The organism is Intrasporangium chromatireducens Q5-1 (genome assembly GCF_000576575.1).
Taxonomy (GTDB): domain Bacteria; phylum Actinomycetota; class Actinomycetes; order Actinomycetales; family Dermatophilaceae; genus Intrasporangium_A; species Intrasporangium_A chromatireducens.
Genome location: NZ_AWQS01000001.1, coordinates 1 through 25,764, shown reverse-complemented (window position 1 = coordinate 25,764; position 25,764 = coordinate 1). Strand labels below are relative to the sequence as shown.

General features: G+C 71.6%; 20 protein-coding genes. 13 read left to right on the top strand and 7 right to left on the bottom strand.

Features of this window, described 5'->3' with window-relative positions; translation table 11 throughout:
- Window positions 1-158: 158 nt before the first annotated feature.
- From N864_RS00100 to N864_RS00060, 10 genes are all read left to right on the top strand, one after another.
- On the top strand, window positions 159-1,490 hold the full coding sequence (locus tag N864_RS00100; protein ID WP_034711914.1) for a purine-cytosine permease family protein: 1,332 nt from the start codon (window positions 159-161) through the stop codon (window positions 1,488-1,490).
- A gap of 43 nt (window positions 1,491-1,533) precedes the next feature.
- Complete coding sequence (locus N864_RS00095; RefSeq protein WP_034711912.1) at window positions 1,534-3,081, top strand: hydantoinase/oxoprolinase N-terminal domain-containing protein; 1,548 nt, start codon at window positions 1,534-1,536, stop codon at window positions 3,079-3,081.
- 1 nt (window position 3,082) lies between these two features.
- Window positions 3,083-4,219: a DUF917 domain-containing protein gene (locus N864_RS00090; protein WP_081793218.1), complete on the top strand. Its 1,137-nt coding sequence runs from the start codon at window positions 3,083-3,085 to the stop codon at window positions 4,217-4,219.
- Window positions 4,216-5,331, top strand: a complete 1,116-nt coding sequence (locus N864_RS00085; protein ID WP_034711911.1) for a DUF917 domain-containing protein — start codon at window positions 4,216-4,218, stop codon at window positions 5,329-5,331. Before N864_RS00090 ends, N864_RS00085 begins: the two co-directional genes overlap by 4 nt.
- 109 nt (window positions 5,332-5,440) lie before the next feature.
- Window positions 5,441-6,478 (top strand): DUF917 domain-containing protein, encoded by a 1,038-nt coding sequence (locus N864_RS00080; RefSeq protein WP_034711909.1) that lies wholly within the window; start codon window positions 5,441-5,443, stop codon window positions 6,476-6,478.
- The gene (locus N864_RS00075; RefSeq protein WP_034711907.1) at window positions 6,475-7,968 is read left to right on the top strand and encodes a PucR family transcriptional regulator; all 1,494 of its coding nucleotides are present in this window, start codon (window positions 6,475-6,477) and stop codon (window positions 7,966-7,968) included. Before N864_RS00080 ends, N864_RS00075 begins: the two co-directional genes overlap by 4 nt.
- Window positions 7,969-8,120: 152 nt before the next feature.
- Entirely contained in the window at window positions 8,121-8,582 is a 462-nt protein-coding gene (locus tag N864_RS00070; protein WP_034711905.1) for an SRPBCC family protein, read from the top strand.
- An 81-nt stretch (window positions 8,583-8,663) separates the two neighbouring features.
- Complete coding sequence (locus N864_RS00065; RefSeq protein WP_034711903.1) at window positions 8,664-8,966, top strand: hypothetical protein; 303 nt, start codon at window positions 8,664-8,666, stop codon at window positions 8,964-8,966.
- 70 nt (window positions 8,967-9,036) lie between these two features.
- On the top strand, window positions 9,037-9,171 hold the full coding sequence (locus N864_RS26205) for a hypothetical protein (protein WP_276203087.1): 135 nt from the start codon (window positions 9,037-9,039) through the stop codon (window positions 9,169-9,171).
- Between the two features lie 6 nt (window positions 9,172-9,177).
- The gene (locus N864_RS00060; protein WP_034711901.1) at window positions 9,178-10,185 is read left to right on the top strand and encodes a bile acid:sodium symporter family protein; all 1,008 of its coding nucleotides are present in this window, start codon (window positions 9,178-9,180) and stop codon (window positions 10,183-10,185) included.
- 180 nt (window positions 10,186-10,365) lie between these two features.
- Here the strand turns inward: N864_RS00060 and N864_RS00055 are convergent, their stop codons facing one another.
- The 3 genes from N864_RS00055 to N864_RS00045 all read right to left on the bottom strand — a co-directional run bounded on the left by N864_RS00055 (window position 10,366) and on the right by N864_RS00045 (window position 13,832).
- The gene (locus tag N864_RS00055; RefSeq protein ID WP_081793216.1) at window positions 10,366-11,826 is read right to left on the bottom strand and encodes a sugar porter family MFS transporter; all 1,461 of its coding nucleotides are present in this window, start codon (window positions 11,824-11,826) and stop codon (window positions 10,366-10,368) included.
- Between the two features lie 126 nt (window positions 11,827-11,952).
- A complete protein-coding gene (locus tag N864_RS00050; RefSeq protein WP_034711899.1) occupies window positions 11,953-12,603 on the bottom strand; it encodes a response regulator in 651 nt (216 codons plus the stop codon).
- Window positions 12,600-13,832 carry a sensor histidine kinase gene (locus tag N864_RS00045; protein WP_051517986.1) on the bottom strand — a complete coding sequence of 411 codons (1,233 nt, stop codon included), beginning with the start codon at window positions 13,830-13,832 and terminating at the stop codon, window positions 12,600-12,602. Before N864_RS00045 ends, N864_RS00050 begins: the two co-directional genes overlap by 4 nt.
- 109 nt (window positions 13,833-13,941) lie before the next feature.
- Here N864_RS00045 and N864_RS00040 point away from each other — a divergent pair, with 109 nt between their 5' ends.
- A complete protein-coding gene (locus N864_RS00040; protein WP_155892734.1) occupies window positions 13,942-14,598 on the top strand; it encodes a DUF4386 family protein in 657 nt (218 codons plus the stop codon).
- A gap of 181 nt (window positions 14,599-14,779) precedes the next feature.
- Here the strand turns inward: N864_RS00040 and N864_RS00035 are convergent, their stop codons facing one another.
- A complete protein-coding gene (locus N864_RS00035; RefSeq protein WP_034711893.1) occupies window positions 14,780-18,298 on the bottom strand; it encodes an ATP-binding cassette domain-containing protein in 3,519 nt (1,172 codons plus the stop codon).
- A gap of 154 nt (window positions 18,299-18,452) precedes the next feature.
- Here N864_RS00035 and N864_RS00030 point away from each other — a divergent pair, with 154 nt between their 5' ends.
- Window positions 18,453-18,821, top strand: a complete 369-nt coding sequence (locus N864_RS00030; RefSeq protein WP_034711890.1) for an MmcQ/YjbR family DNA-binding protein — start codon at window positions 18,453-18,455, stop codon at window positions 18,819-18,821.
- Between the two features lie 92 nt (window positions 18,822-18,913).
- Here the strand turns inward: N864_RS00030 and N864_RS00025 are convergent, their stop codons facing one another.
- The 3 genes from N864_RS00025 to N864_RS00010 all read right to left on the bottom strand — a co-directional run bounded on the left by N864_RS00025 (window position 18,914) and on the right by N864_RS00010 (window position 23,259).
- Window positions 18,914-20,317: a DUF2786 domain-containing protein gene (locus N864_RS00025; protein WP_051517985.1), complete on the bottom strand. Its 1,404-nt coding sequence runs from the start codon at window positions 20,315-20,317 to the stop codon at window positions 18,914-18,916.
- Between the two features lie 428 nt (window positions 20,318-20,745).
- Window positions 20,746-21,150 carry a type II toxin-antitoxin system Phd/YefM family antitoxin gene (locus N864_RS00015; protein WP_240474140.1) on the bottom strand — a complete coding sequence of 135 codons (405 nt, stop codon included), beginning with the start codon at window positions 21,148-21,150 and terminating at the stop codon, window positions 20,746-20,748.
- 147 nt (window positions 21,151-21,297) lie between these two features.
- The gene (locus N864_RS00010) at window positions 21,298-23,259 is read right to left on the bottom strand and encodes an acetoacetate--CoA ligase (RefSeq protein WP_034711886.1); all 1,962 of its coding nucleotides are present in this window, start codon (window positions 23,257-23,259) and stop codon (window positions 21,298-21,300) included.
- 133 nt (window positions 23,260-23,392) lie between these two features.
- Here N864_RS00010 and N864_RS00005 point away from each other — a divergent pair.
- A partial coding sequence (locus tag N864_RS00005) for an SNF2-related protein (RefSeq protein ID WP_034711882.1) occupies window positions 23,393-25,764 on the top strand: 2,372 nt, incomplete at its 3' end.

Genomic DNA, 25,764 nt, shown 5'->3' with positions numbered 1-25,764 from the left:
AACTATATTCCCGGGCTCGGTCTGGTACTGCCGGCGGCCCACTCCGCTGTGCACGACGCCCTCTTCTCCCGCGAATTTGTGCAGAGCGCCCATTGCTGTGGGGCGGGGGGTGCGACCTACGGTGACGGCGTTCACCTCCTCCTGAAGGGACGCCATCCATGGCACACGCAGACGACTTCGCCCTTTCACGGGTGGCCCCGGCGGCCCGACGGCACTGGTTCGGCATCTCGATCCAGCGCTTCGGCCAGGTCAGCGCCCTCTCCCAGTTCCTGCTCGGCGCGACCCTGGGCTACGGGATGACGTTCGGCAACGCCGTCCTCGCCTTCCTCTTCGGCTCGATCATCCTCGAGGTGATCATGTGCGTCGTCGGCATCATCGGCCAGCGCGAGGGCCTCAACACGGCGCTCCTCGCCCGGTGGACCGGCTTCGGCGAGGTCGGGGCGTCCCTCGTCGGGCTCGCCATCGGCATCAGCCTCATCGGCTGGTTCGGCATCCAGTCGGCCATCTCCGCCGAGTCCCTCGAGGCGCTCATCCCCGGCGCGCTGCCCGTCTGGGCCTGGTGCCTGATCTTCGGGCTCATCGTCACGGCGATCGTCGCCGTCGGCTTCGGCGGCATGCAGTGGCTGGCCAACATCACGGTGCCGCTCTTCCTCGCCCTCGTCGGCTGGTCGATCGTCTCCGAGCTGAGCCGGCACTCGCTCGGTGACCTCGTGCGGTCGGCACCGCCCGGCCCCGCGATGTCGGTCGGCCAGGGCACCGCGATCGTCGCCGGCGGCCTCATCGTCGGCGCCATCATCACCGCCGACATGACCCGCTACAACCGCTCCGGCAAGGACGTCGTCAAGCAGACCGTCGTCGGCGTCACCCTCGGCGAGTTCGTCATCGGCCTCGCGGGCGTGCTGCTCGCCCACGCCGCCGGCACCGGCAACATCGTCGCGATCGTCACGTCGTCGGTCGGCCTCGTCGGCCTGCTCATCGTCCTGACCGGCACCCTGAAGATCAACGACTGGAACCTCTACTCGTCGTCCCTCGGCCTGGTGAACTTCATCTCGACCGCCTTCCGCCGCGACCTGCACCGCGTCTCGACGACCGTCGTGCTCGGCGTCGTCGGCTCGGTCCTCGCCGCCGTCGGCATCCTCGGCCACTTCACCGACTTCCTCATCGTCCTCGGTGTCGCCTTCCCGCCGATCGCCGGGATCATGATCGCCGAGTACTTCGTCGTGAAGCAGTGGCGCGGCGAGCTCGACGCCACCCGCCCGAGCGAGACGCTGCCGACCACCGCGCCGCGCGTCGTGCCGGCCACCCTTGTCGTCTGGCTCATCGCATCGGTCGTCGGCTACGTCGTCACGTGGGGCATCCCGAGCATCACCTCGCTCGTCCTGTCGATCGTGCTGTATGTCGCAGCCGGCAAGCTCGGCCTCGTCCGCGGGGTGGGCGCCGCCCCGACCCGCACCCGGGGCGCCGTCACCGAGCCGCAGCCCATCGCCTGAGCGCGCGATCCGTTCTCAGCCGAACGCAACACCTAGGAGAGACATGCACATCGGAATCGATGTCGGTGGCACGAACACCGATGCCGTGCTCATGGACGGCACCCGCGTCCTCGCCGGCGTCAAGGAGTCGACGAGCGAGGACGTGACGAGCGGCATCGTCAGGGCGATCGAGCAGCTGCGCGCCCAGCACGCCTTCGAGGGCGCCGCCGTCAGCGCCGTGATGATCGGCACGACGCATTTCATCAATGCCCTCGTCGAGGCCCGCCGCCTCGCCCCCACCGCCGCGCTGCGCCTCGGCCTGCCGGCGACCCGCGCCCTGCCGCCCCTCGTCGACTGGCCGGCCCGGCTGCGCGACGCGATCAGCGGCCGCGCCTACCTCGCCCACGGCGGCTACGAGTTCGACGGCCGGCCGATCTCGCCGATCGACCACGACGAGCTGAAGCGGCACGCCGCCGACATGGCCGCGCACGGCGTCCGCTCGGTCGCCATCTCGTCCGTGTTCAGCCCGGTCAACCACGACCTCGAGGTCGAGGCCGCCGACGTCATCGCCGCCGAGCTCGGCCCGGACGTCGCCATCTCGCTCTCCCACGAGATCGGCCGGATCGGCCTGCTCGAGCGGGAGAACGCGACGATCATCAACGCCGCCCTGCGCGAGATGGCCGTCTCCATCGTCGACGGCCTGACCGCGGCGGTCCGTGCGCACGGCATCGACGCACCGATCTTCCTCAGCCAGAACGACGGCACCCTCATGGACGAGGACTACGTCCGGCGGTACCCCGTCGCGACCTTCGCCTCCGGCCCGACGAACTCGATGCGCGGCGCCGCCGCGACGAGCGGCCTCGAGACCTGCGCCGTCGTCGACATCGGCGGCACCACCTCCGACATCGGCCTGCTCGTCAACGGCTTCCCCCGCGAGACGACGACCGAGGTCAAGGTCGCCGGCATCCGGACGAACTTCCGGATGCCCGACGTGCTCTCCCTCGGCATCGGCGGTGGCAGCCACGTCGACACCGGCAGCGCCATGGTCGGCCCGCACTCCGTCGGCTACAAGCTGACCTCCGAGGCGCTCGTCTTCGGCGGCAACCAGCTGACCGCGTCCGACCTCGCCGTGGCCGCCGGCCGCGCCGACATGGGCGACCGCAGCCTCGTCGCCCATCTCGACCCCGACCTGGTGCGCCGCGCCCTCGAGAGCATCGCGGTGCGGGTCTCCGAGGCGGTCGACCGGATGCGCACCTCCGCCGAGCCGATCCCCGTCGTCGCCGTCGGCGGCGGCTCGATCCTGCTGCCCGACGAGATCCCCCTCTTCGGCAAGGTCCACCGGCCGGAGAACTACGCCGTCGCCAACGCCATCGGCGCCTCCATCGCCCAGGTCGGCGGCGAGATCGACAAGGTCTTCGCCGTCGAGCCCGGCCGCCGCGAGGCGACCCTCGACGCGGTCCGGCAGGAGGCCGTCGACAAGGCCATCGCCGCCGGGGCCAAGCCGGCCACCGTCTCGATCGTCGACTTCGACGAGGTGCCGATCCCCTACCTGCCCGGCAACGCGACCCGGATCCGGGCCAAGGCCGTCGGCGACCTCGACATGGGGGTCTGACGTGGCGTGGACCCTCGACACGCAGCACGTCCCCGACCTGGCCCGGGGCGCGGCGGTCCTCGGCACCGGCGGAGGCGGTGACCCGCACATCGGTGCGCTCCTCGCCACCCAGGCCATCGAGACCCACGGCCCCGTCACCGTCGTGCCCGCCGACGAGCTGCCCGACGACGCGGTCGTCGTCATGGTCGCGATGATGGGCGCCCCGACCGTCATGGTCGAGAAGCTGCCCTCCCTCGACGAGGTCGTCGCCCCGCTCCGGGCGATGGAGCCGCTCCTCGACGCGCCGGTGACCCACATCGCGTGCGCCGAGATCGGCGGCGTCAACTCGACGATCCCGGTCGCCGCGGCCGCCGCCCTCGGCCTGCCGCTCGTCGACGGCGACGCGATGGGCCGGGCCTTCCCCGAGCTGCAGATGGTGCTGCCCACCCTCTTCGGCCTGTCGGCCTCGCCGATGGCGTTCGCCGACGAGAAGGGCAACACCGGCGTGCTCCATACGATCGACAACCTCTGGGCCGAGCGGATCGCGCGCGTCGCGTGCGTCGAGATGGGCTGCTCGGTCATCATCACGCTCTTCCCGCAGTCGGGCGCCCAGTTCCGCCAGACGATGGTGCTCGGCTCGCTCAGCCAGGCGACCGCCGTCGGCGCCGCCATCGCGCAGGCCCGCACCGCGAACGAGGACCCGGTCGCCCGGGCCGTCGAGGAGCTGCGCGGGCGGGAGCTGTTCGCCGGCAAGGTCGTCGACGTCGAGCGGGCCACGACGGCCGGCTTCGCCCGGGGCCACGCCCGCATCGACGGCGAGGCCGGCACCCTCGAGCTCTCCTTCCAGAACGAGCACCTGATGGCCCAGCTCGGCGACGAGGTCCTCGTCACGACGCCCGACCTGATCATGGTGCTCGAGCACGACTCCGGCGAGCCGATCACGACCGAGGCGCTGCGCTACGGCCAGCGGGTCCGCGTCATCGCCGCGCCCGCCGACGAGCGGTGGCACTCCCCCGCCGCGCTCGAGATGGTCGGGCCCGGCTACTTCGGCTATCCCGTCACGACGCACCGCTTCGACGGCACGCCCGACCCCGGCGACCGCCGCGGCACCGCAGACACCACCCTCGCTCCGACAGACACCCTGGAGGCGGTCCGATGAGCTGGCAGATCACCAAGGACGACCTGTCCGACCTGGCGCGGGGCGCGACGCTCCTCGGCACCGGCGGCGGCGGCGACCCCTACATCGGGCAGATGCTCGTCGAGCGGGTTCTCGGCGACGGCGCCATCACGGTGCTCGACCCCGACGAGATCGACGACGACCTCTTCGTCATCCCGACCGCCCAGATGGGCGCGCCGACCGTCATGGTCGAGAAGATCCCGGCCGGCACCGAGCCGTCGCTCTCGCTGCGCATCCTCGAGGAGCACCTCGGGCGCAAGGCCGACGCGACCATGCCGATCGAGTGCGGCGGGATCAACTCGATGATCCCGCTCATCGTCGCCGCCGAGACCGGCCTGCCGGTCGTCGACGCGGACGGTATGGGGCGTGCCTTCCCCGAGCTGTCGATGGAGACCTTCGCCGTGTATGGCGTCCACGGCTCGCCGCTCGCTCTCGCCGGCGAGCGCGGCGAGCGGGTCATCATCGACACCGGTGACGACGACCGGCAGATGGAGTGGCTCGCCCGCGCGATCACGATCCGGCTCGGTGGGGTCGGCCACATCGCGGAGTACGCGATGTCCGGCGCCGACGTGAAGCGCACGGCCGTGCCGCGGACGCTGTCGATGGCGCTCACGCTGGGCCGCGCGATTCGCGAGGCCCGGGAGGCGAACCGGTCGCCGTTCGAGGCCATCGCCGAGACCCTGTCGACGACGCTCTATGCCCATGTCCGGACCCTCTTCGAGGGCAAGGTCGTCGACGTCGACCGGCGCACGACCGAGGGCTTCGCCAAGGGCGTCGCCCGGATCGCCCCGACCGACGGGCACGACGAGGAGCTCGAGATCCGCTTCCAGAACGAGAACCTCATCGCGCTGCGCAACGGCGAGCTCGTCGCGATCGTGCCCGACCTCATCTGCGTCGTCGAGAGCGAGTCGGCCGAGCCGATCACGACCGAGGGACTCCGTTACGGCCAGCGGGTCCGGGTGCTCGGCATCTCGACGCCCGACATGATGCGCACCCCCGAGGCCCTCGCCGCGTTCGGGCCGTCGGCGTTCGGGCTCGACGAGACGTTCGCCCCGGTCGAGGGCCTCGCCCTCTCGGAGGCGACGACGGCCTGACGGCTCCCCCCTCCGTCAGGCCCACGGCGGTATGGCGCTGCCCTCCTCCCCCGGGCAGCGCCATCCGCCCCCTCCCGGCACCCGGCCGGCGTGCACCTACGCTGGTCGGGTGCCACTTGCACTCCAGCGCGACGACCTCGAGTCGCTCGCCCGCGGCTTCGCGATGCTCGGCGCAGGCGGCGCCGGCTCGCCCCACCTGAGCGCCCTCGTCCTCGAGAACTCTGCGACGTGGCCGATCACCGTCCACTCCCCCGCCGAGCTCGACCCGGACCGGCCGTGCATCGCCGTCGGCTATGGCGGCTCGACCTTCCTGCTCGAGGAGCAGCTCCCCGGGCTCGACCCGTTCGGCCCGGCGATCCGCGCCATCGAACGGTGGCTCGGCGTCGAGGACGCGGTCATCTGCTCGATCGAGGCGGCCGGCATCAACGGACTGGCCAACCTCCAGCTCGCCGGCTCGCGCGACCTCGTCGACGCCGACTGCATGGGACGGGCGCTGCCCGACTTCGACCAGCTCTCCGTCCTCGTCGACGGGCTGCCCGGCATCGTCGCGGCCGCGTCGGCCGGTCCGGGTGGGGTCGCCGTCGTCGAGGGGGCGCGCCCCCGGGACGTCGAGCGGGTGATCCGCACGGCCATCGAGTGCAACGGCGGCTGGGCCGGCACGGCGTTCGGCGGCTTCACGGTCGGCGACCTGCACGCGCACGCCATGACCGGCACCGTGGCGCGTGCCCTCGCGATCGGTCGGGCGTCGGCTGATGCGATCCGGGCCGACCTACCGGCGCTGGCCGACTCGCTCGGCGGTCGCCTGCTCGGCACCGGACGGGTCATCGACGCCCGGCACGAGCGGACCGCACCGGGGGTCGTCTCCTTCGAGGTGCAGGCCGACGACGGGGCCGTGCTGCGGCTCGTCGCGCGGTCCGAGCTCGTCGCGCTCGTGCGCAACGGCGTCGTCGTCGCCGCGACCCCAACGATCATCGTCGCCCTCGACGCGACGACGATGGCGGTCCTCGAGGTCGACCAGGTGGCGGTCGGCAAGGACCTCGTGCTCCTGTCCCTGCCGGCCCCCGCGTGGTGGCTCGCGAGCCCGAGCCGTCGTCGCCAGGCCGAGGCGATCCACTGGGGCATCGAGGGGCTCGAGGAGACCGGGTGAGCGCGGAACTGTCGCTCGAGGCCCTGCTCGAGCACCCGGACACGGGCGGGCTGACCGTCCTGCACGGGACGAGCGCTGTCTGGACGCAGGCCGTCGTCGAGATCGGTGAGGATGCCCTGCCCGCCGAGGTGGACGACGGCCTCGCCGTGCTCATCGACCCGGCGCCCGGAGCCTCCTGGCAGGTCGACGCCCTGCTGCGGCGCGTGCACGACCGCGGCTTCACCGGCATCGCCCTGACCGGAGAGGCGCCCGGGCCCGGCAGCCGCGCGCTGGCCGAGCGGCTGGGCCTCACCCTGCTCCATACGGACCATCCCACCCGGCTTGCGCGGGCGTGCTGGCAGCTGCTCGAGGCGCGTGACGCCCTGGCCCTCTGGATGGTGCAACGGATCGCGCGCTCCATCGAATACCGCGCCGACGACCTCGGCGACCTGCTCCGGCACATCAACGCCAACGTCGGGCACGGGATCGCCCTCATCGACCAGGAGGGCATCCTGCAGGGCGCCGGCGAGCCGATCCCGGAGTCGCTCCTGAAGCAGATCACCTTCGACCGCTGGCTCGACATCGCCGAGTCGCCGGACGGGCTCGTCGCTTCAGTCCCGGTCGAGAGCCGGACCCGTCAGGCGCTGCGGGTCGCGCTGCACGGCAAGGACGCCTCCACCGCGTACCGCAACGCCCTGTCGACCGCGGTCGAGGTCGTCATGCCGATGGTCGCCGCGCGGCTGCTGATCGACGAGGTCGAGGCCGTCAGCGACGCCTCGCGCTCGTCCGGCCTGCTCGGCGACCTTCTGGAGTCCGGAGGCAACGTCGATGCCGAGCTCGAGCAGCGGATGAAGGCCCGCGGGTGGCGCACGAACGGGTACCACGTCGGCTTCCGCATCGTCGGTCGTGGCCGCCTCGACCCGCTGGAGCTGCTCCGGCTCGTCTCCTCGCTGCTCATCCGGATCCCGGTCGACTCGCACGCGACGACCCGCGGTGGCGGGGTCACCGGGTGGCTCACCTTCCCTGAGCCGCCGTCCCCCGCCGTCGTCGCCGCGCGGGTGCGGGACCTGCACGAGCTGCACCGGTCCGCCCAGGCCTCGTTCACCGTCGCAACCGGCGTCGGGTCGCTCGCGTCCGGCCCCACCGGTCTCTCCGCGACACTCGGTGAGGCCCGCGACGCGGCCCGTCTGGCCGCCGACAGCGCCCGGTCCGGGTGGTTCGTGCACGTGGACAGTCTCGGACTCGAGCAGCTGCTCCTCGCGTGGACCGGAGGCGACACCTTCGCCTCGGCGGCTGCCTCCCTGCTCGCTCCCCTGAGCGAGGTCGAACGGCAGACCCTGGCCGCCTACCTCGACGAGGAGTCCTCGATCGTCGCGACGGCGGAGCGGCTCGGGCTGCATCGCAACACGGTGTCGACGCGGGTCCAGCGCATCCAGGGGCTGGTCGGGATCGACCTGCACGACCCTGAGGCCCGGCTCGCCCTCCAGCTCGCCTGCCGCGTCGTGCTCTGAAGCACGAAGCCTGTCCGGCGCTCGGGCCGTCGTGCTCTCGATCGCCGGCATCGTGCTGTCGATTGGGGAGGACGTTGGACCCTGCCCGTTCCCGTGGTGCGGCACCACGGTGGAGGGCGGGAGGAGCATCGAGAGGGAGGACGTGAGCCGCCATGTGGCAGCCTGAAGTCAGCGGGAGCATCGAGATCGACCGGCCCGTGGATGAGGTCTTCGACTTCGTCGTCGATGAGCGCAACGAGCCGCTGTACAACCCGACCATGACCGCCAGCGCGAAGATCACGCCAGGCCCGATCGGGGTCGGCACCCGGTTCGCCGCCACGGTCACCAGCTTTCGTCACGGGACGAGCATGGTCGTCGAGTTCACCGGCGTCGACCGGCCGCACCGGATCGAGTCCACGACCAACCTCGAGGGCATGCTCATCGTCGGCGGGATGACCTTCGAGGCGGTGCCCGCCGGGACCCGGATGAGCTGGCGGTGGCAGCTGCGCCCCACCGGGGCCCTGCGTCTGCTCAAGCCGCTCATGGCCCTCCTCGGGCAGCGCAACGAGCGGCGCATCTGGACCGGTCTCAAGGAGCACCTCGAGAGCCGCACCCCCACCCAGGCCGCGAGCTGACGGCTCCGGGCAGGGAATTCGCGGCGATCTTCTTGATCCGCCAACGGTGCTCAGCGAATCGGCCTACGTTGCGAGCATGCCATGACCCAGAAGGGGGGCCACATGTTCGCCGTGTTCGTGGTCGTCGAGGGCGCCGGAGAAGGCAGTGGGAACGCCCTGCTCAATGACGTGATTATTCCCAGGGCCAGACAAGCAGGGGCCCGCTCGGGTGTCTGGATCTTCCGAGGCGAGGGCGTTGGCACCTCGGTCGTCACCTTCGACGACGAGGCGTCCGCCAAGGGGCTCGCTGGGAGGCTCACGGTCGGCCAGCCCGTCGTGCCCGACCAGGCCGGCTCGCCGGTCGTCCGCAGCGTCGAGGTCTGCCCGGTCGTCGGCTCCTTCTGACGCGGGTGGCGATTGGACCGGCCTGAAGCGCCACCTCGAGAGCGCCCCCGCGGACGCTCCGGCGCGCTGAGTGCGCTCGACTCTCACGCACCCCGAGATCGAGGAGACGTATGCCGCTGAGCTGGCTGAGCGGCATACGAACCGTGCGGAGCGTCTCAGCGTGCGGTTCTCCGGTTTCGCCATGCGGACAGGACTGGCACACTGACGCGACGTGACCGCGCCGAACCCACAGACCACCCCGTCCACCTCCGCCGAGGACCGCAGCGCTCGCATCGCTGTCAGCGTCTTCCCGGCCCTGATCATCGTCGCGGCGCTCGTCGCGTTCTTCCTGCCCGGGACCTTCAAGCCACTCGGCGGGATCATCAACCCACTGCTCGGCATCATCATGTTCGGGATGGGGCTGACCCTCACCGTGCCGGACTTCCGGCTCGTCGCGACCCGCCCGCTTCCGGTCCTGCTCGGCGTCGTCGCGCAGTACCTCATCATGCCGCTGCTCGGCTGGCTTGTCGCCTGGGCACTCCACCTGCCCGCCGAGCTCGCCGCCGGCGTGATCCTCGTCGGTTGCGCGCCGGGTGGCACCTCCTCGAACGTCGTCACCTACCTCGCGAAGGGCGACACGGCGCTGTCCGTGGCGATGACCTCGGTCTCCACGCTGCTCGCGCCGCTCATGACGCCGCTGCTCACGCTGTGGCTGGCCGGCCAGTACATGCCCGTCGACGGCGGCGGCATGGCGAAGTCGATCGCCACGATCGTGCTGCTGCCCGTCGCGCTCGGGCTCGTCGTGCGCCTCCTGCTGCCTCGCCTCGTGGCGCGCGCCCTGCCGGTGCTGCCGTGGATCTCCGTCGTCGCGATCTCGCTCGTCGTCATGGCCGTCGTCGCGGGCAGCGCGGCCAAGATCGTTGAGGCCGGTGTGCTCGTCCTCGCCGCCGTCGTCTTGCACAACTGCCTCGGGTATGCCGTGGGCTACGGATTCGCTGTGGCCACAAAGCAGCCCGAGCGGGTGCGGCGCACGGTGGCCGTCGAGGTCGGCATGCAGAACTCCGGTCTGGCCGCGGGCCTCGCCGCGCAGTACTTCAGCCCGATGGCGGCCCTGCCCGGCGCGGTCTTCTCCGTGTGGCACAACATCTCCGGGGCGCTGCTCGCGGCCTTCCTGCGCCGCCGGCCGCTCCCTGCCGACGCCGGCGCCGACGCCCGGCAGACGGAGCCCATCGCCTCCTGACCCGTCGCTCCCTCCCCTGCCCCTTCGGCTGGTTCGAGGTATTTACCGGTCAGTGGTGTCCGCCGAATACCTCGAACGGGGGCCCCTTCGGCTGGTTCGAGGTATTTACCGGTCAGTGGTGACCGGCGAATACCTCGAACCGGGGGGCGGGTTCAACGGGTTGGCGACCCGGGTCGGCGGTCAGCTGCGCGGGGCCGTCAGCTCCTGCTGGATGTCCTCGAGGCTGCGGTTGCTCGTCTCGGGCACTCGGGACAGGAAGAAGAGGAAGGCGACGACACCGATCCCGGTGTAGAGGAAGAAGGTGCCCTGCCGGGTGATCGCCTGCCCGAGGCTGAGGAAGGTCACGGCCACGACGAAGTTCGCCGCCCAGTTCGCCACCGTGGCGACCGACATCGCCTTGCTGCGCACGCCGGTGGGATAGATCTCCGAGATCATCAGCCAGAACACCGGGCCGAGCCCGATGGCGAACGAGGCGATGTAGACGAGCAGCGCGACGAGGGCGAGCCAACCCGCCTGCTGCTGCAGGGTCCTCGACGTGAAGTAGACGCCGAGCACGGCGAGGGCGATGGTGAGGCCGACCGTGCCGGTCAGCAGCAGCTTGCGCCGACCGACTCGGTCGAGCAGCAGCACGGCCACGACGGTGAAGACGACGTTCGTGACGCCGACGAACACAGTCTGGGTGATCGAGGCGCTCTTGGTCAGGCCGGTGTCCGCCAGGATCGTCGGGGCGTAGTAGATGACGGTGTTGATCCCGACGAACTGCTGGAAGATCGCGAGGCCGAGCCCGATCCACAGCAGCGGCCGCAGCCGGCCGTGGAAGAGGTCGCCGAGCTTTGAGGAGCGCTCGCTCTTGGCCGCGTCCTTGATCTCGTCGATCTCGCCGTCGACGTCGCTGTCCTTGCCGTCCCCTTCGCGCAGCTTCTGGAGGACGCCGCGGGCGTCGTCCTCACGGTGCTGCTCCATCAGCCACCGGGGCGTGTGCGGCACGGTGAGCATCCCGATCGCGAGGGCGGCGCCAGGGATGACGGCGACGCCGAGCATCCAGCGCCAGTTGTTGGCGGCGTCCTTGAAGGCGAAGTTGACGAGATACGACAGCAGGATCCCGCTCGTGATGGCCAGCTGGTTGAAGGAGACGAGACCGCCGCGGATCCGAGGCGGCGACACCTCGGAGATGTAGAGCGGCGCCACGAAGGATGCGGTCCCTACGGACAGGCCCAGCACGAACCGGAAGCCGATGAGCATCGGCACGTTGACCGCGAAGGCACAGCCGAGCGCCCCAATCACGTAGACGATGCCGGAGATGACCTTCGTGTACTTGCGGCTGATCCGATCGGCGAGATACCCGGACAGGACCGCGCCGAGGATCGCGCCGAGGAGCAGCGTCGAGACGATCCACTGTTGCGCCTGGGTCCCGGCGTGCAGGTCGTCCTTGATGTAGAGCAGCGCCCCGGAGATGACGCCGGTGTCATAGCCGAAGAGCAGGCCACCGATGGCGGCGATGGCCGAGATGCGCAGGAGCACGCCGCTGTTCGTCTGCCGCAGCTCGTGGAAGAAGCTGGTGATGCTCGCGCCGCCCTGGTCAGGCTCTTGCGGGCGGCCCTGCCGCTGTTCCGGCCGATGTTCCGACGGGTTGTCGTTCATGGGATGTCCTCCCAGAGATGGAACCCCCTCCCCCGTCGGGTGCCCCACTCAGGCAGCACCGAAACACGTCACCCGGCCAGCTGACCCCAGCGCGGTGAGAGCTCTGGTCGCGACGGAAGGCTCACCTCACGTTTGACCGCCGGCGCGGACGAGCCCGCACTCATAGGCGAGGACGGCCAACTGCACCCGGTCACGCAGGGAGAGCTTGGTGAGCAGCCGCGAGACGTACGTCTTGACGGTCGCCTCCGAGAGGAAGAGCTCAGCCGCGATCTCGGTGTTGGACAGGCCCTTCGCGACCAGCCGGAGGACGGCGCACTCCCGCTCCGTGACGTCCGGCCGTGGCGTCTCGGCGTTCGGCGGTGCCGCTGCGAAGCGTGCGAGCAGCCGCCGCGTCGGTCCCGGGGCGAGCATCGCCTCGCCACGGGCCACGACCTGCACCGCGTGGACCAGGTCCTGCGGCGACACGTCCTTCAGCAGGAACCCGCTGGCGCCCGCGTGCACGGCGGCATACACGTAGTCATCGAGGTCGAAGGTGGTCAGCATCATCACTCGGACCTCAGGCTGAGCTGCCACGATGCGGCGAGTCGCCTCGATCCCATCGAGACGGGGCATGCGCACGTCCATGAGGACGACGTCCGGTCGCTCGGCGCGGCACACGTCGACCGCCTCGACGCCGTCGGCGGCCTCCCCGGCGACCACCATGCCGGCTCGCTCGAGGATGAGCCGGAAGCCCTCTCGCAGGAGCTGCTGGTCGTCGACGATGACCACGCGCGTCATGCCGGAGCACCACCCGTCGGAGTGGGTGAGTCGGACAGCCTCGACGGCGCGGGCCCCGGTAGCGCCGACGGGGCGAGCGGCAACATCGCGAGCGGCAACGTCGCCCGGACGAGGAACCCGCGTTCCGGCAGGGGTCCCGTCTGCAGCGTCCCGCCGTAGAGGGCGACGCGCTCCCGCATCCCGACCAGGCCGTGGCCGGAACCGGCCGTGACCGCGCTGGCCGTGCCGTCGTCGCGGATCTCGAGGTCGAGCCGGTCGGCGGCGAACCGGAGGTCCACGGTGACCGAGGTCGCTTCGCAGGCGTGCCGACGCGCGTTGGTCAGCGCCTCCTGCACGATCCGGTAGGCCGCGAGGTCGACTCCCGCGGGCAGGCCTCGCTCCTCGCCGGACACCGTCAGCTCGACCGGAAGCCCGCTCCGTCGCGCGTCGTCGACGAGCCTGGCGAGCCCGGAGAGCCCCGGCTGCGGCGCGAGGAGGCCGAGGTCGTTGTCGTCACGGAGCACCGCGACGAGTCGGCGCATCTCGCCGAGCGCCTCCGCTCCCGTCTCGCGAATCGCCCTGAGGGCACTGCGAACCCGTTCATAGTCCTCGTCGACGACCTGTTCGGCGGCGCCGGCCTGCACGACCATGGCGCTCATCGCGTGGGCGACGATGTCGTGCAGCTCCCGCGCGATCCGGGTGCGCTCCTCGAGCACCGCCTGGGCAGCGCGCTCCGCTGCCTCGACCTCGGCCCGGATCGCCTGTCGCTGCGACTCCTCGGCCCGCCTGGCCAGGACCGCCTGGCGACGGCCGACGGCGAAGCACACGATGAGCACGCCGCAGTGGTAGAGCATCTCCGTCAGGCCGCCGAGGAGCTCGATGAAGAGGTCGCCATAGACGAAGGCGGCGGCCGTCAACCCCCCGGCGAGCCACGGTTGCCGTCCGACGCCATGCCGGGCCGCTGAGTAGACCGCGATGCAGATCGGCACGAAGCTGCCGAAGAACAAAAGGAATCCCGTGGTGACCAGCTCCGGCAGGACGAAGCAGGCGAGCACCACAGCCAACGTGCGCAACGGCTGCACCCGCCGCCACCACAGCGCGATGGCGACGACGACGACCTGGACCGTGGTCCAGGTCAGGTTGCCGTCACCCTGTCTGGAGTCGAAAGGCACCCAGACCTCACCGAGGCCGCTGACGAGCACGGCAACAACGACGAGAGCGTCGATGACGCGGCTCCGGGTGAGCGTCATGGCGCCAACCATAGGAGACCAGCCGGGCCTGCGGGATCATCCTGGAGTTGACATCGCAGTCCCCTGTGGACCGATGCCGGAGGGCGCCGTGGGCGGCTTGCATGGCGACATGACCAGAACCCTTCGCATCCTCACGGCCACCGCTGTCGCCGCCTTCGCACTGCTCTCCTTCGGCTTCGTCGTCCTCCAACCGAACCTGCCTGACAGTCGCGCCGACTGGCCTGCTGCATTCGCCGCAGCTCCGCTGCGGGCGGGCGCGGCCACTCATCTGTTCCTGTGGTCCCAGCTGGCCTTCGCGGTGGCCGCGGTGGGCCTCGCGGTTTGGTTGCGCCCGCGGGCCCCTCGGCTCGCCGTCATCGGCGGCATCCTTGCGGTGCTGAGCGCGTTCGGGCACACCGTTCCGGGCTCGTGGGCCATCACCCAGCTCGTCATGGCGGGCGACCCCGAGCACCGGGACACCTACGGGCAGCTGCTCACCGCCCAGGAGGAGTCGCCACACATGGTGCCCTACTTCCTCCTCGGGCTGGCAGGCATGGTGCTCGGCCTCCTGCTGCTGTCGATCGCGCACTTCCGCTCCCGACTGCCGTTCCGCTGGGCCGGCCCGGTGCTGTGGGCGTGGCTCGTGGTCGAGTTCGTCGGCAGCAACTTCGGCGCCTGGGCCGTCCCGACGTCCGCGGCGCTCCTCCTGCTCGGGTTCGGTGGGCTCGTCGCCGGAGTCCTCGCCGAGCCGCGTCCCGTCGCCGAGCCGAGCTACGCCACCACCTGACCCGCTCGGTTGGAGTTGTCTGAACCTCATGCCGTATGCCGCTGAGCCGAGCCCCGCACGAGAGGTCACCGTCCCTGCGGGGCGCGGTGAGCGGCATACGGGCGGGGACCGCAACGGGAGCACGCTGCGACCCTGCACACTCTGAGTGTGCAGTGTCTCAGCGCGACGGGCGCCCAGCCGGTCAGCCAGCCAGGTGGCCCCAGCGCTGCGCGAGCTCTCGCCACGGGGCGGTCTCGACGACGCGGCCGCCGTCGAGGACGACGACGCGGTCGGCCTGAGCGAGCGCGGCGGCCTTGCTTGTCGCGCCGATGACGGTCGCCCCGCCGGAGCGCAGAGCGGCCCAGAGCTCGATCTCGGTGGCGGCGTCGAGTGCCGAGGAGACGTCGTCGGCCAGCAGCAGCTCGGCCTCGCAGGCGAGCGCCCGGGCCAGCGCGAGGCGCTGCACCTGCCCGCCGGAGAGCCGGGCGCCGCGATGCCCGACGAGTGCGTCAGGGCCGCCGGCCTCGGCGACATCGCGCTCCATCCGCGCCGTGGCGAGGGCCGGCTCGACCTGACGGTCGGCGTGGTCGAGGCTGATGTTGCCGGTGAAGGTGCCCGAGAGCACCCGCGGCACCTGGGCGATGTGGGCGACCCGCCCCGGCCGCAGCTCGACCTCCGGCTCGGCCAGGGGCCGCCCGTTCCAGAGCACGTCGCCGGTGTGGGCCGTCAGCCCGGCCAGCGACGAGAGCAGGCTCGACTTGCCGGAGCCGACCTGCCCGAGGAGCAGGACGAGCTCGCCCGCCTCGACGTGCAGGTCGACGTCCTCGACGCCGATGGTGCCGTCGTCGTGGACCGCCGTGAGCCCACGGAGGGTGAGGCTGCGCAGCGGCTCGCGCGGACCCGGCTCCGGCTCGTTCGCGAGGCCGTGGACGAGGTCCATGCCGGGCGGCAGGTCCATCAGGTCGCCGCCACCGGCGAGCTCGCTCGTGGCGTTCATCCAGGCCCGGACACCGGGCGCCTCGGTGACGACCGAGCCGGCGACCCGGCCGAACCAGTCGAAGCCGCTGACGGCGTTCGCGACGAGCAGAGTGATCGCGAGCGGCCACGTGCCGTGGAGATAGCCGGCCCACGCGGCGACGACGCCGCCCTGGACCATGACGATCGGCACGCCGTCGAGCAGGGCCTGGACCCGGTGCTCCCGGACGGCAGCGTCGACCCGGCCGCCGTCGACCCGGCGCAGGTGCGAGTGGACCTGCGGCGTGGCCGCGGCGAGCTTGACCGTGCGGATCGACTCGAGCGCCGAGACGAGCGACCGGCCGAAGTTCGCCCGCGCCGTCGAGGCCGCCGCGGCCGAGCGGCCGGCCACCGGCCGGCCGAGCGTCGAGGCGAGCGCGGAGATGACCATGACGGTGAGCAGCACCGCACCCGCGAGCCACGTCCCGGCGATGAGGGCGGTCATCGACGCGACGATGAGGCCGTTGACGAAGTCGACCCAGCGGTCGGTGTAGCGGGCGAGCCGGTCGGCGTCCATCGTGCGTGCGACGACCTCACCCGGCGGGGTGCGCACGAGCCGACGCTGGGCCGTCTGACCGGCCAGCACCGCGGCCCGCACCCGGAGCCGCACCTCGACCCACCAGTGCGGATAGGAGCGGAACGCCTGCGACAGGACGAGCGGGCCGACGATGAGCGAGACGACGAGCGCTGCGGTGAGCCAGCCGGGGTTGCGCCCGCCCTGCAGGTCGGTGACGACGAGGCCCCAGATCCACCCGGTGACGGCACCGAACGCTCCGGTCAGGGAGGCGACGAGGAAGAGCGAGGCGCCGAGCAGGCCCCACTGCGGCTGGACGCGCACCGCGTGGAGGACCTGCCGCCCGAGGCTCGGCGTCGGCTTCAACACCGGGGGCGGCGGCGGGGTGGTGCTGCGACGCACCGAGCCGATAGCGGCGTCCTCGTGGTGGTGCTCCTCGACGACGACCTCGTGCGCGGCGGCCTCGAGGAGCCGGCGGAACGGCCCGTCGGCCGAGGCGAGCCGACCTCGCGGGCCCTGCTGGACGACCCGACCCGACTCGAGGACGGCGACCTGCTCCGCCCGCTCGGTCGTGGAGAGCCGGTGGGCGACGAGGATGCCCGTGCGTCCCGAGATGAGCCGGTCGGCGGCGCGGACGACGCGGGCCTCGGTGACCGGGTCCATCCGGGCCGTCGCCTCGTCGAGGACGACGACGCGCACGTCACGGACCAGCAGCCGGGCGAAGGCGACGAGCTGCTCCTCGCCCGCCGACAGGGTCGTGCCACCCGGGCCGAGCATGGTGTCGAGCCCGTCGGGCAGGCCGGCCACCCAGTCGGTGAGCCCGAGCTCGGCGACGGCCGCCTCGATGCGGGCACGCGGCACGTCACCGAAGAGCGTCATGTTCTCCGCGAGCGTGCCGGCCAGGACCTCGGTGCGCTGGGTGACGACGCCGACCGCGGCGCGCAGCTGCTGCAGGTCGAGGTCGCGCACGTCGGTGCCGCCGAGGAAGACACTGCCGCGCGGCGGCTCGACCGCGCGGGAGAGCAGCGAGGCCAGGGTGGACTTGCCCGAGCCGGTGCGCCCGACGAGCGCGCACGTGTGCCCGGCCGGGACAACGAGGTCGATGCCTCGCAGCGCGAACGTGCCGGTGCCATAGCTGAACTCGAGGTCGCGGAACTCCACGTCGAGCGACCCGTCGCGCAGCGGCAGCCCGCCGGTGGGCTCCGCCGGGGCGCCGAGCATGGCCCGCAGCCGGAGCACCGCACCGAAGCCCTCCTGCAGGTCAGGCAGGTGCCGGGCCAGCATGTCGACGCCACCGACGAACATCGTCGTGACGAGGAAGAGCGTGACGAGCCGGGCGGTCGAAAGGTCACCGGCGAGCACGAGGGCGGTGCCGACGACCGCGACCGCGGCCAGTGCGCCGTGGAGCAGCCCGCCACTGCGCCGGGTGATCCGGGCCTCGACCCTCAGCACCTTGTCGAGCGCTGCGTGGACTCTGGCGGCCATCCGGGCGTTGCGGCGCAGCACGTGCGCCTGACCCAGGGCGGTGCGCAGGTCGTCACGGGCCGCGACGCCCTCTTCCGTCGAGGCGGCGTGGTCGGTCCAGGCCGCCTCCTCGACGACCTTGCGCTCGGCCACCTGGGGCAGCAGCTTGCGCACGACCCAGTAGGTCAGGAAGCCGGTCAGAGGGAAGAGGAAGGCGGCGGGCCACCAGGCGACGCTGGCGACGACCCAGAGGGGGCCGGAGGCGAGCAGGGTGCGCACGGCCTGCCACACGCCCCAGCGCATCAGCTGGCCGACCTCCCAGGTGTCGTCGTCGATGCGGTCGAGCACCTCGCCGACGGCCTGTTCGGACAGCTCGGAGAGCGGCTGGTCCATCGCCGCGTCGAGCAGGTCGGCGCGCAGCTTGCCCTCGGCCCGGTCGCAGACCATGGCCCACATCATCTTGGCGACGGTGTCGATGACGGCGCCGCCGATGACGCACATGGCGAGCAGCCACACCAGCGTCGAGGTGGCGTGCTCGGCGAGCCGGCCGGCGACCATCGAGCCGAGGGACGCCGCGATGGCGCCCGTGAGGGACATGCTGAAGCAGACGATGGTGAGCGGGCGACGAACGCGGCGCCAGTCGACGGGGGTGCGGCCCGCCGGGAGCACGGCCCCTGCGCCTGCGTCCTGCTGCGTTCTCGGGGTCTCGTCCTGTTCCAGCCGCGTCATCGTCACAGTGACAGAACGCTACCGACCACCACCGACAGCCCGCCTCCCGTTTTTCTCCGGTGGGACCTCTCGCGCGGGACCGCTCGGGTGGCACCGGGCCAGCGGGACTGCTCGGGCGGGAGAATGAGGGCGACACCCCAGGAGGACACCCGCCATGGCCGATGCTGACGACGTACGCCGCCTCGCCCTCGGCCTGCCCCACGTCGAGGAGATCGAGAGCGAAGGCTTCGACTTCCGCGTCGGCAAGAAGGGCTTCGTCTGGTCCTACCCGGAGCGGAAGCCGGGCCACCGACGAGTCATCCGGACCGACATCGCCGTGCTCTTCGTCGGGGACGAGGCGGAGAAGCAGGCGTTGTTGCTCGGCGAGCCCGAGCTCTTCTTCACGACACCTGCCTATGACGAGATGCCGCTCGTGATGCTGCGCCTGGCCGAGGTGGACCTCGACCGGCTCACCGAGCTCGTCACGGACGCCTGGCGGATGCGGGCTCCGGAGGAGCTGGCCGCCGACCTCGACGCGCGCTGAGTAGGCGACTGTCGCACGCGCGAACGCACCGAGAACGCCGGCAGCTCCCTGCGTCACTGCTCACTCAGAGTGAGCAGTGACGTAGCGCCCGGTCAGGCGGACCCGATCTCGTCGCCGGCGCCGAGGTGCGCCCGGTCGGCAGCTGCGCGGCCCGAGTGCCACCCCTCCGCGTCACGTCCGGTGCGGACGGTCTGGTTCCGCACGGTCGGGAACCAGTCCTCCACGACCCGCTTCACCTCCTCCGTCCGTGCCGTGAGGAGCGGGACGAGCTCGCGTCCACCGCCTCCGTCGGCCGCCGCGGCGGCGTCGACCTCCTCCGCCATGACCTGCTCGAGCCGCTCACCGATCCGGTGGGCGTAGGCAGACAGGAACGACTGCCGGAAGGGCCGCGTCCGGCTCCGGCCGTAGACGTCCGTCCGCGAGCCGGCGGAGGTCACCGCCCGGGTGGCCTGCACGAGCAGCGACGTGAAGAGCAGCTCGACGCTCTCGAGGTCGGCCTCGAAGCCGACGACAGTCCCGAAACCGAGCTCGCGGCTCCACACCATGGAGCAGCGGTTGGCCGCAGCGACAGCGTTGAGGAGCATCGCCTTGGGTCCGTCGTAGGGGTTGTCGATGCCGATCCGGCGGCCCTGAGGTGCGTCCCCAGCGCCCGGGCTGCCGTCGCTGGCGGCGAGCAGGGCCGCATCGATGCTGTGCCGCGCCATCAGCGCCTGAGCACCCGCGGTGAACGTCTCCGCCTCCGCCTCGAACGTCGTCGACTCCGCCTTGGCCAGCAGCTGTCGCACGCGGGAGAGGATCCGCTCGTCGACGGCGGGATGGTCCGCGCCGCCCGAGCCATCCTTGGGTGAACGAGGCGCGACCACGGTCCCGGGCAGGGGCGTCAGAAGCTCGAGCCGCGGCAGCCGCACGAGCAGGTGCAGCACGGACAGGGTCCGGGTCAGCAGGGTCAGCCAGTCGAGCCCACGCTCGCGGTGCGCGTCGAGCAGGGTCTGGGATGGCGCCCACCAGACACGCGCGTCCAGCTCGTCGAGCTGGCCGAGCCACCGCGGATCTACGGTGGCGGTGGCGTAGCGCTGCAGCTCGAGGCTCATGACGTCAACGGCGAGCGCCTGCTCGGCCGTGCCGAGGACGCGGCCGGTGTAGCGGTGCACGTCGGCCGGCTGCCAGCCGCGCTGCCACGCCTCGGTCGTCGCGTCGGTCAGCGCCGTGCCGAGGTGGGTGACGACGATGCGCCGGGCCACGGGGACGGCACACACCTGCGCGAAGGCGACCGCCACGTCGTCCGCCGCCGCGCCGTTGCCACGGTCCAGGGCCATCAGCCCGTCGTTGACCAGCTGCGGCACGAGCGCCGCAAGGCCCTCGGGGTCAGGCGCACTTGGCATGTCGCCCATCGCGGAGCGGGCGCGTCCCGGCCCGAACGCGTCGCCCTGACTCCGGGAACCTGCACCCCGCCTGACGCCCTGCCCGTCACGGCGCTTCCGGCTGCTCTTGCCCATCGGCCCACCTTCCGTCTGCCTCGAGCCGCCAGCCTGTCACCTCAGGCGCGGCACGCGCCGACCAAGCCCAGCCACCTGTGGACAACCGCGTCACTTCGTCTGGTTCGGGTGATGGGTGTGAACGTCGACGAGGAAGACTGTTTGACCGGAGACGTAGAACCAGATGCGCGCGCCCCCAGGGAGTTCGTACTGCCACCTCTCGTGAGATTCCCCGTGATGCGTGACGCGAGCGAGTTCTCCCTTGAGTTGATGACATCGGAACGAGGATTCCTGAGGAGTACGGGTCAAGAAGTCCCACGCGTCCACCAGCGCGTTGCGCGTCGTACCGAGCAGGGCCTCCCATCCTTTGGCTGCCTGGGAAGTCGCGAACTGGATACGGAACTCGCCCCTCTTGAGTGGGCGCGGCACCGTCCCCGACTTGGCGGCGCTCACTCGGTGCGCGGGTCGGGAGCGTGCACCGGCTCATCGAGCCAGTCGAGGTCCTCGTCCGCGGTGTAGCCGGATGCGAGTGCCTCGGCGGTCGACTGCCATGCCTTGATCGTCACGAGAAGGTGGTCGAACTGCGACACGGCCGCGCAGGCACGGGCAACATCGACGACTTCCTTGGCGAACGTTGCTCGATCCTCAGCGGTCAGGAACTCCGTCCAGGGGAACGGCAGTCGTAGCCGTTCCTCGAACGGCTGATCCTCGGGCGAGAGCGATGCAGCCACCAGGTGCGCGGCGAGCTCGAGTCCGGCCCGCTGCCTCTTGGCATCGCTGCTCTTGGTCAGAACGAGGCTCTCACCATCCCGACGGGTGATGGTGACCGGACCGTCCTCGGCCGCTTTGAACACGGCAGCAGGATTGCGAGAGAGCTCCGAGGAACGCACAGAGCGGGAGACCGTGGCGGCTGACATTCCTCCATCTTCAGAACACGTTCCGAAGATGTCAAGCGGTAGGAGGGTGCCGGTTGACTGATGTCGACAGACCTCCTCGCGCTGTCAGGACGGGTAGCGCTCCTGCCGGATCCGCATGAAGTCGTCGAGCAGCGACGGGTCGTCGATCGTGTCCCGGTTCGCGGCCCGCGTGATCGGCAGGCCCTGCAGGATCCGCTTGACCGGCACCTCGAGCTTCTTGCCGGTGCGGGTGTGCGGGACGGCGCGGACCTGGCGGACCTCGTCGGGGACGTGCCGGGGTGACGCCTTGTCGCGGATCGCCGCCTTGATCCGCGCCACGAGGTCGTCGTCGAGCGCGCGGCCGTCCTCGAGGACGACGAAGAGCGGCATCCAGTAGGAGCCGTCCGCCTGCTCTGCACCGATGACGAGCGCCTCGAGCACCTCCGGGATCGTCTCGACGGCCGAGTAGATGTCGGCGCTGCCCATCCGGACGCCGTTGCGGTTGAGGGTCGAGTCGGACCGGCCGTGGATGATGACGGAGCCGCGCTCGGTGATGGTGATCCAGTCGCCGTGGCGCCACACTCCCGGGTAGACCGTGAAGTACGCGTCGCGGTAGCGCTCGAAGTCGGGGTCGTTCCAGAAGTGCAGCGGCATGCTCGGCATCGGCTGGGTGATGACCATCTCGCCGACGATGCCGCGCACCGGCTTGCCGTCGTCGTCCCACGCGTCGAGGGCGACCCCGAGCGACGGCACGGAGATCTCGCCCGGCCAGATCGGCACGGTCGGCGCCCCCACGGCGAAGCCGCTGCCGACGTCGGTTCCGCCGCTGACCGACCACAGCGGGACCGGGCCGACAGCGTCATACGCCCACTCGTGCAGGTGCGGGGCGAGCGGCGAGCCGGTCGAGCCCATCGCACGCAGGTGCGACAGGTCGAACTGCTCGCCCGGGCGCAGGCCGGCGTTCTCGCAGGCCTGCAGGAAACCCGGCGAGATGCCGAGGAAGGTCACCTGCTCGTCGGCGACGACCTCCCAGAGGCGCGCCGGCGTCGGGTGCACCGGCGAGCCGTCGTGGCACACGATGCTCGCGCCGACCGCGAGAGCGGACGTCTGGATGTTCCACATGACCCAGCTCGGCGAGGTGTACCAGCAGAAGCGGTCGCCCGGACCGATGTCCATGTGCAGCGAGAGCATCTTGAGCAGCTCGAGCAGGATGCCGCCGTGGCTGTGGACCATGCCCTTCGGCAGGCCGGTCGTGCCGGACGAGTAGAGGACCCAGAGCGGGTGCTCGAACGGCACCGGGGCCGGCTCGAGCGGCTCCTCCGTGTCGCTCGCACTGACGGCATCGGACCAGGCGATCGTCCCCTCCGGCGCCGCAGCACCGAGATGCGAGACGACGACGGTGTGCTCGATGGTGGGCAGCCCCGTGGTGAGCTCGTCGACGCTGGGGAGGCGGTCGACCTGCCGCCCGGCCCAGTGGTAGCCGTCCGCCGTGACGAGCACGCGCGGCTCGAGCTGGCCGAACCGGTGCACGACCGCGCTGGGTGCGTAGTCCTGCCCGACGGCGCTCCACGTCGCGCCGATCAGGGCCGTGCCGAGGAACGCGACGACGGCCTCGGGGACGTTGGGCAGGTAGCCGACGACCCGGTCGCCCTCCCCGATGCCGAGCCGGCGCAGGGTCGCCGCGAAGGCCGTCGCCTGCTCGCGCAGCTCACGCCGGGTCAGGGCGCGGCGGCCGCCGGCCTCGGTCGTGCCGATGACGGCCACGTCATCCGGATCTCCCTGTGCCAGAAGGAACTCCGCATAGTTGAGCCGCATGCCGGGGAACCAGCGGTAGCCGCCGGGCATGTGGTCGCCCTCGAGGACGGGCGCGTCTGCCGGGCGGGGCGGGAGTCCGAACCAGTCCCACACCTCGGACCAGAAATCGGCCACCTCCGTCGTGGACCAGCGCCAGAGTGGGTCGAACCCCTCCGACGGGACGGTATGCCGCTGCGCCGCCTGCCGCTGGAAGCGCGCGAGGGCGCTGTCCCTCAGTTGGTATTCGGTTGGCGTCCACAGGGGTTCGACCATCTCTGTCCTCGGCTCCTTCGCGCTCGGCGGTCCCGGCCACATGCTACGGACGCCGCTGCCGGGCCGGGGCAGACGGTGGAGTGCGCAGCCGTAGGCTGAACGCCGACCGCCACGCACGACCAGCAGGACGCCCATGACCGCTGCACCCTGGCTCACGTTCCTCGACGAGGCGCACCTCCGCGCCGAGCTGGGCGACACGACGGTCGACCGCGGGCGCCGCTACTCGCGCCAGAACCGGGTCGTGAAGTGCACGATCGGCAGAGGCGGCACCCTCGTCGTGGCGAAGGTCAAGGGTCACCGCGCCAGCGCCTACACGACGACGGTGAGCCTCGACGAGGATGGCGACGACGCGCAGGGCGAGGGTCTCTCCTGGTCGAGCACGTGCACGTGCCCCATGGAGCTCGACTGCAAGCACGTCGTCGCGGCGGTCCTCGCCGCGCGGGGCATCGCAGGGGTCGATGGGCTCGACACTGCAGGCAGCCCGCGTGACCCGGCACTGGCCGGCTCCGCGGAACCGCCCGCCTGGCAAACGGTCTTCGACGCCATCGTTCGCCCTGCTGCTCCCGCCGCGGACACGAGCCGGGGCAAGCCGCTGGCACTCCTCGCCGAGGTCAGCACTCCAGCGACGCGCTTCGCCAAGAGCCAGGCGCAGCCGCGCCTCACGCTGCGGCCGCTCACCGCGGGAGCCAACGGCGGCTGGGTGCGCACCGGCGTGAGCTGGCAGGACCTGGAGTACGGCTATCGCAGCGGCGCGATCAACCCGGAGCACCGTTCCGCGGTCCGCGCCTTCCAGCTGTGGGAGCGCACCCGCACCAACGGCTACTTCTACTCGTCGAACCAGACCGTCGCGGTCGACGACCTGGGCCTGGCCTTCTGGCGCCTCCTCGAGGAGGCGCTCGCGGCGGGGGTCACGCTCGTGACGGGCAACCGTGGCCAGCACGCGGTCCGTCTCCTGCCGGAACCGATCGCCCCGGTCCTCGACCTGTCGACGACGAGCGCCGGCGCGCTCACGGTGCGCGGCAACCTCCCGCCTTCGCTCCCCACTGACGGCCCACGGCACGTCATCGGCTCGCCGCCGCACGGGCTGTTCGTCCAGCTGCAGGACGAACTGGTGCTCGCCCGGTTCGCCGAGGCGGTCGACCCGGGGCTCGCGGCGCTGATGGGGCGAACCGTCCACGTCCCCGCCGCCGACGTGGACCGCTTCCTTCAGCACTACTACCCGACCTTGCGCCAGCAGGCCCGGGTCATCTCCAGCGACGACACCGTCGAGCTGCCGGAGGTCCTGCCGCCCCGGCTCGCCCTGCGGCTCACCGTCGAGCCAGAGCACCGGCTGCGCCTGCACTGGGCCTTCCGCTACGACGTCGGACGCGACCGGATCGACGTGCCACTCCGCGGAGACGGCGCGCGCGGCGGCCCTCCCGTTGCCCGCGACAGCGCGGCCGAGCAGGCCCTGCTCACCAGCCTCGACGTCCTCGACGCCGTGCCGGGGCTGCGCACTGCCAAGGATGACCTCACCGGTGTCGCCGTCGTGGCGGACCCCGAACTGACCGGCATGGACACGGTTCGCTTCGTCCGGGACGTGCTGCCCGAGCTCGAGCGCCGCGACGACATCGACGTGTCCGTCGCCGGCGACCTGCCCGCCTACACGGAGACGACCGCCGCACCGCTCGTCTCCGTCTCAACGAGCGACCCCGAGCCCGGCGACCTCTTCTCCTCCCCTGCCGAGGACGGGCCACAGCTCGACTGGTTCGGGCTCGGCATCGACATCACCGTCGACGGCCACCCCGTGCCCCTCGCGCGGCTCCTCACCGCGCTGTCCCTCGGCGAGGAGCACCTCATCCTCGACAACGGCACGTGGTTCTCCCTCGACGTGCCCGCCCTGCGCGCACTGCGGCGGATCGTCGCCGAGGCCCGAGGGCTGCAGGACCGTGAGCCGGACCGGCTGCGCATCAACCGCTTCCAGGCCGGCATGTGGGCCGAGCTCGTCGAGCTCGGCGTGGTCACGCACCAGAGCGAGCGGTGGGCTCGGTCCGTCGGTGCACTGCTCATGCTCGAGGACCTCCCTCGGCCGGACGTGCCGGCCGGCGTCGACGCCGAGCTGCGGCACTACCAGCTCGATGGCTACCACTGGCTCTCCCTGCTCTGGGATCACGACCTCGGCGGCATCCTCGCCGACGACATGGGCCTCGGCAAGACGCTCCAGACCCTGGCGATGGCCGAGCGCGCCCGGGCGGCAGGGTCGCTCACTCCGGACGAGCCCCTGCTCGTCGTCGCGCCCACCAGCGTCGTCAGCGCGTGGCTGCGGGAGGCGGCCCGCTTCACGCCCAACCTTCACGTTGTGGGGCTCACCGAGACCGAGCGGCGGCGTGGGGTCCCGGTCGCGGAGGCCACCGTCGGCGCCCACGTCGTCGTGACGTCATACGCCATCTTCCGCCTCGACGAGGACGGCTTCCGCGCGCGGCAGTGGCGCGGGCTCGTGCTCGACGAGGCGCAGTTCGTCAAGAA

Bases quoted from the DNA above. Each gene is read 5' to 3' on its own strand.
- N864_RS00045 (WP_051517986.1), bottom strand. From the start codon at position 13,832: ATGACGCTCACCCGGAGCCGCGTCATCGACGCTCTCGTCGTTGTTGCC.
- N864_RS00010 (WP_034711886.1), bottom strand. From the start codon at position 23,259: ATGGTCGAACCCCTGTGGACGCCAACCGAATACCAACTGAGGGACAGC.
- N864_RS00055 (WP_081793216.1), bottom strand. From the start codon at position 11,826: ATGAACGACAACCCGTCGGAACATCGGCCGGAACAGCGGCAGGGCCGC.
- N864_RS00040 (WP_155892734.1), top strand. From the start codon at position 13,942: ATGACCAGAACCCTTCGCATCCTCACGGCCACCGCTGTCGCCGCCTTC.
- N864_RS00085 (WP_034711911.1), top strand. From the start codon at position 4,216: ATGAGCTGGCAGATCACCAAGGACGACCTGTCCGACCTGGCGCGGGGC.
- N864_RS00035 (WP_034711893.1), bottom strand. From the start codon at position 18,298: ATGACGCGGCTGGAACAGGACGAGACCCCGAGAACGCAGCAGGACGCA.
- N864_RS00065 (WP_034711903.1), top strand. From the start codon at position 8,664: ATGACCCAGAAGGGGGGCCACATGTTCGCCGTGTTCGTGGTCGTCGAG.
- N864_RS00050 (WP_034711899.1), bottom strand. From the start codon at position 12,603: ATGACGCGCGTGGTCATCGTCGACGACCAGCAGCTCCTGCGAGAGGGC.
- N864_RS00070 (WP_034711905.1), top strand. From the start codon at position 8,121: ATGTGGCAGCCTGAAGTCAGCGGGAGCATCGAGATCGACCGGCCCGTG.
- N864_RS00095 (WP_034711912.1), top strand. From the start codon at position 1,534: ATGCACATCGGAATCGATGTCGGTGGCACGAACACCGATGCCGTGCTC.
- N864_RS00025 (WP_051517985.1), bottom strand. From the start codon at position 20,317: ATGGGCAAGAGCAGCCGGAAGCGCCGTGACGGGCAGGGCGTCAGGCGG.
- N864_RS00030 (WP_034711890.1), top strand. From the start codon at position 18,453: ATGGCCGATGCTGACGACGTACGCCGCCTCGCCCTCGGCCTGCCCCAC.
- N864_RS00100 (WP_034711914.1), top strand. From the start codon at position 159: ATGGCACACGCAGACGACTTCGCCCTTTCACGGGTGGCCCCGGCGGCC.